The organism is Defluviimonas salinarum (genome assembly GCF_026013545.1).
In the GTDB taxonomy this organism is placed as follows: Bacteria; Pseudomonadota; Alphaproteobacteria; order Rhodobacterales; family Rhodobacteraceae; genus Albidovulum; species Albidovulum salinarum.
In genome coordinates, this window is record NZ_JAPDOG010000003.1 from 223,833 (window position 1) to 237,393 (window position 13,561).

A 13,561-nucleotide genomic window follows, 5' to 3' on the forward strand; every position below is an offset into this window, starting at 1 on the left:
CGGGGGCGCTGCCCCCGGACCCCCGGGGTATTTCAGCAATGAAGAAGCTCCGGGGCGGAACTGCGGGCCCGCCCTAGGCGCCGGAGCCGAAGCGCGCGAGGCGGAAGGGGCCGAGGTCGTGGCCGGGCGCGCGGCCGTCGACGAGATCGGCGGTGACGCGGCCGATGCCCGGACCGATTCCGAAGCCGTGGCCCGACAGGCCGGTCGCGATGGTGAGGCCCGGCAGCGCCGCGGCGTGGTCGATCACCGGCAGGACATCCGGCATCGTGTCGATCATGCCGGCCCAGGCGGCGGCGATCGGCGGCTTTCCGAGCCCGGGGAAGGCGGCGGCGAACCGGTCGCGCATCCGTTCGACCTGCGGCAGGTCGGGGGCCGGGGCGAGGATGCGCATCCGCTCGAACGGGGTCTCCTCGTCCGCGGTCCAGCGGCGCGGCGTCCGCCAGGCATCGGGGAAGTGGCGCGGCGCGGCGGGCTTGAACCGCGTGCCGGCGATGTCCTTGCGGATCAGGGGCAGATAGGTCCGGAAATGCCGGAACGCATCCGGGCCGAGGTAGAAGTCGTGGGTGAGCCGCAGGGCAAGCGTGTAGCCTCCATCCTGCCGCCGCCGGAGCGCGAAGCGGCTGTCGGCCGCCGCGCCTGCGAAGATCTGCGGCAGGGGGGCGGTCGCTGCAACCGTCGCGCGGACCGAGAGCTGCGGCAGCCCAAGCCCATGCGTCCGGGCGAAGAGTGCGGACCACGATCCGCCGGCGAGCACCACCCGGTCCGCCGCGACGCGCCCCATCTCGGTCATCACGCCCGCGACGCGGCCCGCCGTGATGTCGAGCGCCCGCACGGCGCAGTTCTCGACGATCCGGACGCCGCGCGCCGCCGCCGCCTCGGCGAGCCGCGGCACCGCGATCCAGGGTTCCGCCTGTGCGTCCGAGGCGGTCCAGATCCCGCCGGTCCATCCCGCGTCGCCCGGTAGCATCGCTGCGACCTCGGAGCGCGACAGCACCCGCGTGTCGATCCCGTGCGCCCGCGCATGCGCCGTCCAGGCTTCGTGCGCCGCCATGTCCCTCGCCCCGTTGGCGATGTAGAGAACGCCGGTCTGGCGAAAGCCGAGCGAGGCGCCCGCCTCGGCCTCGAGCCCTTTCCAGATCGACAGCGCCTCGATCATGATCGGCAGTTCGGCCGGATCGCGGCCCTGCTGGCGCACCCAGCCCCAGTTGCGGCTCGACTGTTCCCCGGCGATCCGGCCCTTCTCGCAAAGGACGACCCGGACACCGCGGCGGGCGAGGTACCATGCCGTCATCACGCCGATCACGCCGCCGCCGATCACCACGACGTCGGCGGCCTTCGGCAGCGGGCCGGGGAAGCGGACCGGGCTCGCGACGGAGATCGGAAACGCCACTCTGAAACCTGCCTCCGCCCCGGGCGTGCTCAGTGCATCTTCTGGCGGATCCGCCGGATCATCAGCCAGACGGCGAGCAGCATCGGCGGCACCAGTGCCGCGGTCAACAGGCTTTTCTTCAAGCCCATCGCATCGGCGAGGGGCTGTAGGAAATAGCTGCCGAGGCTCACCGCGTAATAGGAGATCGCGACGACCGAGAGCCCCTCGACCGTGTGCTGGAGCCTGAGCGCGAGGTCGGCGCGGCGGTCCATGCTCTCCAGGAGCTTCTGGTTCTGGCCCGAGCGTTCGACGTCGACGCGGGTCTGCAAGAGCTCGCCGGCGCGTTCGGCCCGCTCGGCCATTTGCTCAAGCCGCCGCTCGGCCGATTTCACCGTCCGCATCGCCGGATCGTAGCGGCGGGTCATGAACTCGGCGAAGGTCTGGCGGCCGTTGAACCGCGTTTCGCGCAGGACCTGCACCCGCTGGGTGACGAGCGCCTCGTAGGCACCGGTCGCACCGAAGCGGAAGGCATGGCGCACGGCCTGCGCCTCAAGCTCGGCGGAGATCGCCAGAAGCTCGTGCAGCGTGTCCTCGGCGTCGCGGCCCTTGTCGGACATCGTCGCGACCAGCTCCGACAGCTTCGGGTCGAGCGCGTTGAGCCGGCCATTGAGCTCACGCGCCCGGCCGAGGCCGAGCATCGACATCGCCCGGTAGGTCTCGATCTCGCAAAGCCTTTGGACGATGCGGCCGATGCGGCGGGCGCCGGTGCCCGGCCGGGGAAAGATCGCGAAGCGCATGAAGCCCGCGGGGTCGATCTGGAAGTCGCCGGCGATGATCGCCGCCTCGTCCAGCACCCAGGAACAGGCGAGACTTTCGGGGACGAACCACTCCTCGAGCCGCGTCTTGACGGTCTCGAGGTCGTCGGGCAGCGGCTCCACCCGGATCAGGATCGCGGCGACGCGCCTGCCGGGCGCCCGCGCGGCCCAGTCGGCGGGGAAGACCTCGGCCTCGGCCGGGTTGAAGGCGCGGTCACCGACGCCCCTGCCGAAGGCAGAATAGGTCACGAACTCGGTATGGCTTTCCCATTTCAGGTCGTGCCGTCCGATCCGCGCGGCGTGGTGGGTTGCGCCGTCGGGCGGATGCGCGGCGCCATGCCGGTCGAGGAGCGACAGGAGATGACCGCGGTCCTCGGCCCGGTCGCGGTTATGGGCGTCGACCGGCTGCTTCACCGCGAAATAGACGGCGTGGCAGGGCAGGTCGAGCGACGGGAAGGGCCGCGCGTGGAGTTCGTTCACAAGCGCGTAGCGCAGGGGATGGTCGTCGATCATGGGTTGCGTCTCCGTGCCGGACCATAGCGCCCGCCAGGGCATTTGCGGGGGGAAAGCGTGCCGGTGACAGGCACACCGAAGTATACTTGCTTTTAAGCAACGCTTTAGCGGTATCGCGGCGCGATGAGAAGGGCCGCGAGCGCCGCCGCGGCGGCGGCCGCGAAGGTGGCGCCCGGCCCCGACAGCGTCCAGAGCGCACCGGCGAGGGCGTTGGCGCCGAGCGTGGCAACGCCGCTCATCAGGTTGAACGCGCCGAAGGCCGTGCCGCGCAGCTCCGACGGGGCGGCGCGGGCGATGGCGGCGGAGAGGAGGCCTTGGCTCAACCCCATATGGACGCCCCAGAGCGCGATGCCCACGAAGGCGGACGCGAGCCCGCCCGTCGCGGCGAAGATCAGATGCGCGGCCGCGAGTGTCAGGATCGAGAGGCGCAGGAGCCCGCCCTGCCCCGCCCGGTCCGACAATGCGCCAGCCGGCCAGGCGACCACGCCGTAGACGAGGTTCATCAGGACGAAGACAGCGGGCGCCCAGGCTGGTTCGAGTCCGGCATCGGCGGATTTGAGGATCAGGAAGGCCTCTGATATTCGCGCAAAAGACAGGGCCGCGCCGAAGGCAGCGACGCGCCAGAAGGCCGGGCCGAGGGCGGCAAGGGTCCGGCGGTCGAGGCGCGGCGGCACCTTCCGCTCGCCGTCGTGTCGCGGCGGCTCGGAAACGCCGCGCCAGAGGACGAGAACCGCGACGGCGGCGGGCAGGACGGCCACGGCGAAGACGAGCCGGATATCGCCACCCGACAAAAGCATCAGCGCGATGGCCAGGAGCGGCCCGAGGAACGCCCCCGCCGTATCGAGCGACTGGCGCAGGCCATAGGCCGCGCCCCTCTGATCCTCGGGCACGAGGTCGGCGACCAGCGCGTCGCGCGGCGCGCCCCTGATGCCCTTGCCGATCCGGTCGGCCATGCGCGCGGCGAGCACCGTTCCCGCGCCACCCGCCACCGCGAAGACCGGCTTCGTCAACGCCGCGAGCCCGTAGCCCGCGATAAGGAGCGGCTTGCGCCGTCCGATCCGGTCCGACCAGGCGCCGGAGAAGACCTTGACGATCTGCGCTGTCGCCTCCCCCGCCCCCTCGATCAAGCCGACCGCGAGCGCCGTCGCGCCGAGCGTCCCGGTCAGGAAGAGCGGCAGGAGCGCATGGATCATCTCGGAGGAGACATCCATGAAGAGGCTGACGAAGCCGAGCGCGACGACGCCTTTCGGAAGGTTTCGGAACATGGCCCCCTCAAAGAAAAACCCCGGCCGCCTGGGCCGGGGTTTCGCTTCAGTCGAGCATCGGCAGGAGGCTGTCCACCGACTTCTTGGCGTCGCCGTAGAACATCCGCGTGTTATCCTTGTAGAACAGGGGGTTCTCGATGCCGGAATAGCCGGTGCCCTGGCCGCGCTTGGAAACGAAGACCTGTTTCGCCTTCCAGACCTCGAGGACCGGCATCCCGGCGATGGGGGAGTTCGGGTCCTCCTGTGCGGCCGGGTTCACGATGTCGTTCGAGCCGATGACGATGGCGACGTCCGTCGAGGGGAAGTCGTCGTTGATCTCGTCCATCTCCAGCACGATGTCGTAGGGCACCTTGGCCTCGGCCAGGAGCACGTTCATGTGGCCCGGCAGCCGGCCCGCGACGGGGTGGATGCCGAAGCGCACCTCCTTGCCCTTGGCGCGGAGCTTGCGGGTCAGTTCCGCGACCGACTGCTGCGCCTGCGCCACCGCCATGCCGTAGCCCGGCACGATGATGACGGAGTCGGCGTCGTTCAGCGCCGCCGCCACGCCGTCGGCGTCGATGGCTATCTGTTCGCCCGCGATCTCCATCGCCGGACCGGCCGTGTTGCCGAAGCCGCCGAGGATGACAGAGATGAAGGACCGGTTCATCGCCTTGCACATGATGTAGCTCAGGATCGCACCCGAGGAACCGACGAGCGCCCCGGTCACGATCAGGAGGTCATTCCCGAGCGAGAAGCCGATCGCCGCCGCGGCCCAGCCCGAATAGGAGTTCAGCATCGAGACGACGACCGGCATATCCGCCCCGCCGATCCCCATGATCAGGTGATAGCCGATGAAGAGCGCCGCCAGCGTCATCAGGAAGAGCGGGAAGAAGCCGCCGGTGTTGAAGTACCAGATGAGGCAGATCACCGAGAGCGCCGCGGCGCCCGCGTTCAGCATGTGCCCGCCCGGCAGCTTCTCGGCCTTCGAGGTCACCTTGCCCGCGAGCTTGCCGAAGGCGATGACCGAGCCGGTGAAGGTCACGGCCCCGATGAAGATGCCGAGGAACAGCTCGACCCTGAGGATCGACTGCTCGACCGGCGTCTTGTGGGCGAGGACGGCGGCGAAGCCTTCGAGCCCGTGACGGGCCTCCTCGCTCATCGCCAGCACGTTGCCGAGCTCAAAATGCGCGTTGAAGCCGACGAAGACGGCCGCGAGGCCGACCAGCGAGTGCATCGCCGCGACGAGCTGCGGCATCTCGGTCATCTGGACCTTGTTGGCGACGTAAGTGCCGATGATGCCGCCGCCCGCGATCAGCAGCACCGACAGGAGCCACAGCCCCGAGCCCGGCCCGATCAGTGTCGCGGCGACGGCGAGGCCCATGCCGACGATGCCGTACCAGACCGCGCGCTTGGCGCTTTCCTGCCCCGAAAGCCCGCCGAGCGACAGGATGAAGAGAACCGCCGCAACGACATAGGCGGCCGTGGTGAAACCGAATTCCATCTCTGCGGCCTCCTTCAGGATTTCTGGAACATGGCGAGCATGCGCCGGGTGACGAGGAAGCCGCCGAAGATGTTGATTCCGGCCATGAAGATCGAAAGCGCCGCGAGCACGATCACCAGGAACGAGCCCGATCCGATCTGCATCAGGGCGCCGAGGATGATGATCGACGAGATCGCGTTGGTGACCGCCATCAAGGGCGTGTGCAGCGAATGCGAGACGTTCCAGATCACCTGGAAGCCGACGAAGACGGCAAGCACGAAGACGATGAAGTGTTGCATGAAGCTCGCCGGAGCCACGAGGCCCACGCCCAGCAGAAGCGCGCCGCCGACGGTCAGAAGCGTGACCTGGCTGCGGGTCTGTTTCCTGAAGAGCGCGATTTCCTGCGCGCGCCGCTCCTCCGGCGTCAGTTCCTTTGCCTTCTCCTTCGGCTTCTGCGCCGCGATCGCCTGCACCTTCGGCGGCGGCGGCGGGAAGGTGATCTCGCCGCCATGGGTCACCGTGGCGCCGCGGATCACGTCATCTTCCATGTTGTGGTTGACGACACCGTCCTTGCCCGGCGTCAAGTCCGCCATCATGTGGCGGACGTTGTTGGCGTAAAGCGTCGAGGACTGCGTCGCCATGCGGCTTGGGAAGTCGGTGTAGCCGACGATGGTCACGCCATTGTCGGTGACGATCTTCTCGTCGGCCTTGGTCAGCTCGCAGTTGCCGCCACGCTCGGCGGCAAGGTCGACGATGACCGAGCCCGGCTTCATCGCCTCGACCATGTCCTTGGTCCAGAGGACCGGGGCATCACGGCCGGGGATGAGCGCGGTGGTGATGACGATGTCCACCTCGGGCGCGAGCTCGCGGAACTTCTTCAGCTGCGCTTCGCGGAACTCGGGGGAGGACGGGGCGGCATAGCCCCCCGTCGCGGCACCGTCGGTCTGGCTCTCGGCGAAGTCGAGATAGACGAACTCGGCACCCATCGATTCGATCTGTTCGGCCACTTCGGGGCGCACGTCGAAGGCATAGGTGATGGCACCGAGCGAGGTCGAGGTGCCGATCGCGGCGAGACCGGCGACGCCGGCGCCGACGACGAGCACCTTCGCGGGGGGCACCTTGCCCGCCGCCGTCACCTGGCCGGTGAAAAAGCGGCCGAAGTTGTTGCCCGCCTCGATCACCGCGCGGTAGCCGGCGATATTGGCCATCGAACTGAGCGCGTCCATCTTCTGCGCGCGGCTGATCCGCGGCACCATGTCCATCGCGACGACGGTGGCGCCCTGCTTGTTCGCGAGCTCCAGAAGTTCCTTGTTCTGCGCCGGATAGAAGAACGAGATCAGGGTCTGGCCCTTCGAGAGCCGCTTGGTCTCGGTTTCCGAGGGCGGCCGCACCTTGGCGACCACGTCGACTTCCTTGAAGAGCGCGGCCGCGGTCTTGACCACCGTCACGCCGGCCGCCTCGTAGGCCTTGTCCGAGAACCCGGCCGCCGCCCCGGCGCCGGTCTCGACGAAACACTCGTGCCCCAGCTTCTTCAGCAGTCCCGCCGAGTCGGGCGTCAGCGCCACCCGCGCCTCGCCCTCGAATATCTCCTTCGGTGCCCCGATCTTCACTGTCCATTCCCCTCCGCGATGGCGCCGATGCCCGTATTCGCCGCATCGTCGCGCGTTTCCGACGTTCGCCCTGCGTTAATAGCTTGCTGCGCCGCAGCGCGACAAGGGTGTTTCCGTTCTGTCAAAGCCACCGACGGGTCCGCTGACGGTAGGCTTCGAACTCTTCTCCGAAATGCTCCGCGAGCCGCTCCTCCTCGCCGCGGATGAAACGCAGGTCGATCACCCACATGAAGACGGCCACCAGCGGCAATGCGACAAGCGCATCCCAGGCGATGAACAGGCCGGCAAGAAGCAGGGCGTCACCGAGATAGATGGGATTTCGGCCGAGGCGGAACACGCCGCCCGTGACCAGCGCACCGGGATCCCGGCGCGGGATCACGGTCGTGCGCGCCAGCAGCATCTGCACCACCGCAACAAACATCAGCGTCACGCCGGCAATCACCAGCGCCGACCCGACATAGGCATTCGCCGCGGTCTCGACCGGAAATATCTTTCCGGCGATCCCTCCGAGCACCGCGAACCCGGCCAGCCAGACCGGCGGGAAATCGATATCCTTGGCCATCAACTGGCGTCCTGTCCCCAAACTTACCGGACCCTAGTTCCCGAAGCCCGTCGAGCGCAAGCCGCCGTCCCGAGAAAGGCGCGTTATCCGGAGGAGTTTGTGTCGCCTCCGCACCGGATACGATCGCGCTGGCGCCGTGGCACGAAGACTCGTACACAAGGAACAGACTTGCGAAGGAGACCGTCCGATGGCCGCCGATTTCGCCGCGACCCGCGCGATGTTCCAGCTTCCCGACGGCGTGATCTATCTCGACGGCAACTCGCTCGGCCCGCTGCCGCGCGGTGCGGCCGAGCGCGTGGCCGCCTGCATCACCGCGGAATGGGGCGGGATGCTGATCACCGCCTGGAACCGGGCAGGCTGGATCGACCTGCCGCGCCGGCTCGGCGACCGGATCGGACGGCTGATTGGGGCGGAACCGGGCACGGTCGTATTAGGCGACACTTTGTCGATCAAGGTCTACCAGGCGCTCGCCTCGGCGCTGGAGCTACGGCCGGGCCGCCGGGTAATCCTGTCGGACACCGGGAACTTCCCGTCCGATCTGTACATGGCTGACGGGCTCGTCCGCACGCTCGGCCAGGGCTACGAGCTGCGCACGGTCGCGCCCGAGGCGGTCGAAGCGGCGATTACCCCCGATCTCGCCGTCCTGATGCTGACCGAGGTCGATTACCGCACCGGGCGCCGCCACGACATGGTGCGCCTGATCGCGAAGGCGCATGATGCCGGGGCGCTGGTGGTCTGGGACCTTGCCCATTCCGCCGGCGCGATCGAGGTCGACCTCGCCGGCGCGGCGGCCGATTTCGCCGTGGGTTGCACCTACAAGTATCTCAATTCCGGCCCCGGCGGCCCGGCCTTCATCTATGTCGCGCCACATCTCGCCGACCGGGTCCGGCCGGCGCTGTCGGGCTGGCTCGGGCATGAAGCCCCCTTCGCCTTCGATCTCGACTACCGCCCCGGCACGGGGATCGAGCGGATGCGCGTCGGCACCCCGCCGATCCTGCAGATGGCCGCCCTCGATGCCTCGCTGGACATCTGGGACCGGGTCGAGATGCCCGATGTGCGGGCCCGCTCAATCACGCTGTCCGAAGCGTTCATTCAGGGCGTCGAGGCCGCCTGCCCGACGCTGGAGCTCGCTTCGCCGCGCGATCCCGAGGCGCGCGGCAGCCAGGTGAGCTTTCGCCATCCCGAGGGCTACGCGATCATGCAGGCATTGATCGCCGCAGGTGTGATCGGCGATTTCCGCGCCCCGGACATTCTGCGCTTCGGCTTCACGCCGCTTTACACGACGATGGAGGAGGTCGAGGCGGCGGTCGGGATCCTCGCCGGGATCATGGCGACATCGGCCTGGGATCGCGCGGAGTTCCGGACCCGCGCGAAGGTGACATGAGGGCTTCCGGGCCTTTTCGGCCCGGACCGGGGCGGGGGGCTCCGCCCCCCGCGCCCCCCGGGGGTATTTACGCAATGAAGAAGGGAAAGGGCGGCACCTGCGGCCCGAGGAGGTGGAATGGCGGATCCCTATGACCCCGGCCGGGAAGGCGCCGAGATGTCCTTCGAGGGGCAGATGTCCTATGGCGATTATCTCGCGCTCGACGCTATCCTCTCCGCGCAGGCACCCCTGAGCGACGCGCATGACGAGATGCTGTTCATCGTCCAGCACCAGACCTCGGAGCTCTGGATGCGGCTGATGCTGCACGAACTTTCGGCGGCGCGGGCGCGCATCGCGGCGGACGATCTCGCGCCGGCATTCAAGATGCTCGCCCGCGTCGCGCGGATCATGGAGCAGCTGAACTCGGCCTGGGATGTGCTTCGAACCATGACGCCGTCGGACTACACGCGGTTCCGGACCGCGCTCGGGGCGTCCTCGGGATTCCAGTCCTGGCAGTACCGGCTGATCGAATATGCCGCCGGCAACCGCAACCCGGCGATGCTGAAGCCGCATGCGCACCGGCCCGACATCCTTGCGCGGCTCGAGGCCGAACTCGCGCGACCCTCGCTCTATGACGAGGCGTTGCGCGCCGCCGCCCGCGCCGGCTTGCCGGTGCCCGAAGAGGTGCTGACGCGCGATCTGAGGGCGCCCTGGACCGCGCATGACGGCGTCGAGGCCGTCTGGCGCATCGTCTACGACGATCCCGAGGCGCATTGGACGCTTTACGATCTGGCCGAGAAGCTCGTCGATTTCGAGGACTACTTCCGGCGCTGGCGGTTCAACCATGTGACCACGGTGGAACGGGTGATCGGATTGAAGCGTGGCACCGGCGGCACCGGCGGCGTGAGCTACCTGCGCCGGATGCTGGAGGTCGAGCTGTTCCCCGAGCTCTGGCACCTGCGCACCGGGCTCTGAGCCGGGGCGCGGGCGCGGTGAGCGGCCTTCATCGCCGGAACGATGCGCCCGCAGGCGCGACATTTGCCGTGGCACCCGACAGGAGACCCGCGACGCGGGGGTCGAGGCTCGGCGAGCCCTTGTCGTAGAGCCCGACCTGCCGCATCGCCGCCCTGAGGTCGATATTGCTGCCGAGGAAGCGCCAGACGATCGGCGCGCTGAAGGGCGCGCGGTTGCGGCTGGTGATGCCGAAGGTGGCGCCGCGCAGGTAGGTCTGCTGGCCGCGCCCCACGGGGTAGAGCACCGTCTCGACCAAAGCGTCCCGCGCGAGGCTCTGGAATTCCATCACGAAGATCCGGTTGCCGAGCATCGCCACCCGGCCGTGGTACTTGGACAGGTAGAGCGTGCCGTCATCCGGGTCGACCGAGCGCTCCACCGACTTGCAGTGCACCATGCCGTCGCGCTCGTCGATCCGCACCAGCGCGCAGATGATCGCGTTGTTCCAGCTCTCGGTCGGAAAGTAGCTGAGGTAGTAGCCGAGGTAGCGGCGCAGCGGGATCGTCTGGCCCTCGAAAGCGCTGTCGAAGCCGCGAGTGCCGGGATGCGGCCGCACCATGCCCTGCAGGCGCGGCGCCACCGTCGGATGGGTCTCGAACTCTTCCGGCGGCAGCAGGAGTTCGGCCGGGCGGACGCCGAAATGCAGGGCGATCCGGCGCAGGTTCGCCGCCGACGGGGTCGAGGCGCCGCTGAGGTACTTGTTGAACTGCTGGCGGTTGATCCCGATCTGCCGGCAGGTCGCCGAGATCGACGAATCGGTCGAGCAGAGAAGCCGCAGATTCGTTGCGATAGCAGTGTCTTCCAAGCGCGGTCCTTGCGTATGGGGCCAGACAGGCGGTTTCATCGCCAATCTATTTCGCGACCTGACGCGAATACAGCGCAAATTCGCGTCAGGTCGCTGCCGGCGGCGAAATTGTTCGCCTGTCGCTTCCGCGCTTTCCTGAGAGCGAACCGCCGCATCCCGGCGCGTCACACAGCAGGGAGAACATCATGACTTCGCAGAACATCACCTGGAGCCGTGTCGGCCTGCCGCGCCGCGCGTTCCTCAAGGGGGCAACGGCGCTCGGGCTGGCGTCGGTCGCCGGTCTTTCGCTGCCGCGCGGCGCGCGGGCCGAGGGCGGCACGCTGAAGACCCGGACCTATGCCGACATCCGCTCGATGGACCCGGCCTTCAGCCAGGGCGTGGTGGACGAGGAGATCCACGCCGCGATCTACAACAAGCTGATACAGTACAAGCCGGGCCGCGAATGGGGCTGGCAGCTCGACGCCGCGGCGATGGTCGAGCAGGCCGACGACACCCATATCAACTTCGCGCTCCGCGACGATATCGGCTTCACGGGCGGCTTCGGCGCGATGACCGCCGAGGACGTGAAGTTCTCGTTCGAGCGGATCATCGACGACGCGCTCGAATCCACCAACAAGCCCGACTGGGGGCCCCTTGACCATGTCGAGGTGACCGGCGAGCGCACCGGCACGATCGTCCTGAAGAACGCCTTCCAGCCGCTGTGGAACATCACCCTGCCCTACATCGCCGGCAACATCGTCTCGAAGGCCGCCTTCGAGCAGGCAGGTGGCAAGATCGACACCCAGCCGGTGGCGACTTCGGGCCCCTACCTGCATGCCGGCTGGGAGCCGAAGCAGAAGACCACGCTGAAGCGCAACCCCGATTGGAAGGGCGAGGCGCCCGCCTACGACGAGATCCAGATCTTCCACATCGACGACGAGAAGGCCGCCGAGATCGCCTTCGAAGCCGGCGAGATCGACTTCACGCGCGTCAGCCTCGACTCGGTGGAGCGGCTGAAATCCGCGCCGATCGAGGGGGCGACGCTCGATGAATACCCCTCGCTCTACTACGCCTGGGTTGGCATGAACCTCGACAATCCGAAGCTTGCCAACATCAAGCTCCGGCAGGCGATCCAGTACGCGATCGACGTGCCCTCGATCATGGCGGGCGCCTATTTCGGCGCGGCCGAGCCCTCGACCGGGATCATCGCGCCGGGCCTCGCCGGCCACCGCGAGGCTTCCATGACCGGCGCGGCTGCCGATCTCGAAAAGGCGCAGGCGCTGATGGCGGAATCGGGCGAGACCAATGTTTCGCTGACCATGGACATCCTCAACAAGTCGGCCAATGTCACCGCGGCGCAGATCATCCAGGCGAACCTCGCCGCGATCGGCATCACGCTGGAAATCAAGCTCAACGAGGGTGCCACCTTCTGGGAGCTCGGCTCGAACGAGGGGCTGGAGCTGGTGCTGAACCGCTTCTCGATGACGCCGGATCCCTATTACGCGACCTCGTGGTTCATCGCCGAACAGGCCGGCATCTGGAACTGGGAGCGCTTCAGGAACGAGGAGTTCGACCAGCTTCACATCGCCGCCCAGTCCGAGGCCGATCAGGCGAAGCGCGCGGAGATGTATGTCCGGATGCAGAACCTGATGGAGGAAAGCGGCGCCTACAAGTTCATAACCCATGAATCGACGCCGGTGATCTACCGCAACACCGTCGCGCCGGCGCTCCGGCCGGACGGCCTGCCGCTCTATCGCTACTTCGGCGCGGCCTAACCAGCTCCCTGCGGACGGAGGGGGCGCGGGTCCGCCCGTGCCCCCTTCACCTTCAGGCGGTCGACAGCGTTCGGGGAGGAACCATGCTGACCTATATTCTGCGCCGGTTGGGACTGGCGGCGCTCATCACCATCCTTGCGGTGACGCTCCTGTTCCTGATCATCCACATGATTCCGGGCGATCCGGTCTCGACCATGCTGGGGCCGAAGGCCTCGCCGGAGCTGCGCGCCGCGCTCGAGGCGCGGATGGGCCTCGACAAGCCCTTGCCGGTGCAGATCGGCCTCTTCTTCGCCAACATGCTGCGGGGCGATCTCGGCATGGATGTGTTCACCAACCGTCCGGTGACCACGATCGTGCTCGGGCAGATCCCCTACACGCTGGTGCTGATCCTGTCCTCGATCCTCTGGTCGGCCGTGCTCGGCATCGCGCTCGGCTGTTACTCGGCGGTCAACCGCAACTCGCTCGGCGACCGGCTCGCCGGCGTACTGTCGGTCTCGGTCATCGCGGTTCCGGCCTTCGTCGTCTCGCTCTACTCGCTTCTGATCTTCGCGGTGAAGCTGCAATGGTTCCCTGCGATCGGCGCGGGCGAGCCGGGCGCCTGGGGCGACCAGTTTCACCACCTGATCCTGCCGAGCCTCGCGATCGGGCTCTCCTGGGTCGGCTACATCGCCCGGCTCGTCCGCGCCTCGATGCTCGAGGTCATGGGCGAGGGCCATGTCCGCACTGCCCGCGCCTTCGGCCTGCCGGAACGCTGGATCACCTACCGCTACGCGCTGCGGCTCGCGATCCTGCCCACCGTCACCGTGATCGGCGTCGGCATGGGCTTCCTCCTCTCGGCCGCCGTCTTCACCGAGATCGTCTTTTCGCGCCCCGGCCTCGGCAAGCTGGTGATCGATAGCATCACCACCCGCAACTACCCGGTCGTGATGGGCTCGGTGCTGTTCTCGACGCTGATCTTCGTCGCCTCCACGACACTCGCCGACATCATCAACGCCATCCTCGACCCGCGCATCCGGGCCGGCAAGTGAGGGGGAG

Annotated in this window: 11 protein-coding genes; 4 read left to right on the plus strand and 7 right to left on the minus strand. The window is 68.0% G+C overall.

Annotated elements, in window-relative coordinates; genetic code table 11:
* Positions 1-73: 73 nt before the first annotated feature.
* From OM960_RS05125 to OM960_RS05150, 6 genes are all read right to left on the minus strand, one after another.
* Positions 74-1,390 (minus strand): NAD(P)/FAD-dependent oxidoreductase, encoded by a 1,317-nt coding sequence (locus tag OM960_RS05125; RefSeq protein ID WP_264771254.1) that lies wholly within the window; start codon positions 1,388-1,390, stop codon positions 74-76.
* Positions 1,391-1,419: 29 nt separating this feature from the next.
* Positions 1,420-2,697: a DUF3422 family protein gene (locus OM960_RS05130; protein ID WP_264771255.1), complete on the minus strand. Its 1,278-nt coding sequence runs from the start codon at positions 2,695-2,697 to the stop codon at positions 1,420-1,422.
* Between the two features lie 104 nt (positions 2,698-2,801).
* Entirely contained in the window at positions 2,802-3,962 is a 1,161-nt protein-coding gene (locus tag OM960_RS05135) for an MFS transporter (RefSeq protein WP_264771256.1), read from the minus strand.
* 46 nt (positions 3,963-4,008) lie between these two features.
* Positions 4,009-5,442, minus strand: coding sequence for an NAD(P)(+) transhydrogenase (Re/Si-specific) subunit beta (locus OM960_RS05140; protein ID WP_264771257.1), 1,434 nt, complete (start codon positions 5,440-5,442; stop codon positions 4,009-4,011).
* Positions 5,443-5,456: 14 nt separating this feature from the next.
* On the minus strand, positions 5,457-7,031 hold the full coding sequence (locus OM960_RS05145; RefSeq protein ID WP_264771258.1) for a Re/Si-specific NAD(P)(+) transhydrogenase subunit alpha: 1,575 nt from the start codon (positions 7,029-7,031) through the stop codon (positions 5,457-5,459).
* Positions 7,032-7,152: 121 nt separating this feature from the next.
* Positions 7,153-7,593, minus strand: coding sequence for a methyltransferase family protein (locus OM960_RS05150; protein WP_263333457.1), 441 nt, complete (start codon positions 7,591-7,593; stop codon positions 7,153-7,155).
* A 187-nt stretch (positions 7,594-7,780) separates the two neighbouring features.
* Between OM960_RS05150 and kynU the strand changes: the two genes are divergently transcribed.
* Positions 7,781-8,977: a kynureninase gene (gene kynU, locus OM960_RS05155; protein ID WP_263333459.1), complete on the plus strand. Its 1,197-nt coding sequence runs from the start codon at positions 7,781-7,783 to the stop codon at positions 8,975-8,977.
* 117 nt (positions 8,978-9,094) lie between these two features.
* The gene (gene kynA, locus OM960_RS05160) at positions 9,095-9,931 is read left to right on the plus strand and encodes a tryptophan 2,3-dioxygenase (RefSeq protein WP_263333460.1); all 837 of its coding nucleotides are present in this window, start codon (positions 9,095-9,097) and stop codon (positions 9,929-9,931) included.
* Positions 9,932-9,959: 28 nt separating this feature from the next.
* Here kynA and OM960_RS05165 read toward each other — a convergent pair whose 3' ends face one another.
* Positions 9,960-10,772 (minus strand): helix-turn-helix domain-containing protein, encoded by an 813-nt coding sequence (locus OM960_RS05165; protein WP_263333462.1) that lies wholly within the window; start codon positions 10,770-10,772, stop codon positions 9,960-9,962.
* A gap of 185 nt (positions 10,773-10,957) precedes the next feature.
* On the opposite strand from OM960_RS05165, the gene OM960_RS05170 reads away from it, so the two are divergent.
* Both OM960_RS05170 and OM960_RS05175 read left to right on the plus strand, forming a co-directional pair.
* A complete protein-coding gene (locus OM960_RS05170; protein WP_263333464.1) occupies positions 10,958-12,526 on the plus strand; it encodes an ABC transporter substrate-binding protein in 1,569 nt (522 codons plus the stop codon).
* A gap of 83 nt (positions 12,527-12,609) precedes the next feature.
* Positions 12,610-13,554, plus strand: coding sequence for an ABC transporter permease (locus OM960_RS05175; protein ID WP_264771259.1), 945 nt, complete (start codon positions 12,610-12,612; stop codon positions 13,552-13,554).
* Positions 13,555-13,561 lie beyond the last annotated feature (7 nt).

What these genes read in the sequence shown, in the direction of transcription:
- OM960_RS05130 (WP_264771255.1), bottom strand. Translation starts at nt 2,697, where the DNA reads ATGATCGACGACCATCCCCTGCGCTACGCGCTTGTGAACGAACTCCAC.
- OM960_RS05135 (WP_264771256.1), bottom strand. Translation starts at nt 3,962, where the DNA reads ATGTTCCGAAACCTTCCGAAAGGCGTCGTCGCGCTCGGCTTCGTCAGC.
- OM960_RS05140 (WP_264771257.1), bottom strand. Translation starts at nt 5,442, where the DNA reads ATGGAATTCGGTTTCACCACGGCCGCCTATGTCGTTGCGGCGGTTCTC.
- OM960_RS05150 (WP_263333457.1), bottom strand. Translation starts at nt 7,593, where the DNA reads ATGGCCAAGGATATCGATTTCCCGCCGGTCTGGCTGGCCGGGTTCGCG.
- kynU (WP_263333459.1), top strand. Translation starts at nt 7,781, where the DNA reads ATGGCCGCCGATTTCGCCGCGACCCGCGCGATGTTCCAGCTTCCCGAC.
- kynA (WP_263333460.1), top strand. Translation starts at nt 9,095, where the DNA reads ATGGCGGATCCCTATGACCCCGGCCGGGAAGGCGCCGAGATGTCCTTC.
- OM960_RS05170 (WP_263333464.1), top strand. Translation starts at nt 10,958, where the DNA reads ATGACTTCGCAGAACATCACCTGGAGCCGTGTCGGCCTGCCGCGCCGC.
- OM960_RS05175 (WP_264771259.1), top strand. Translation starts at nt 12,610, where the DNA reads ATGCTGACCTATATTCTGCGCCGGTTGGGACTGGCGGCGCTCATCACC.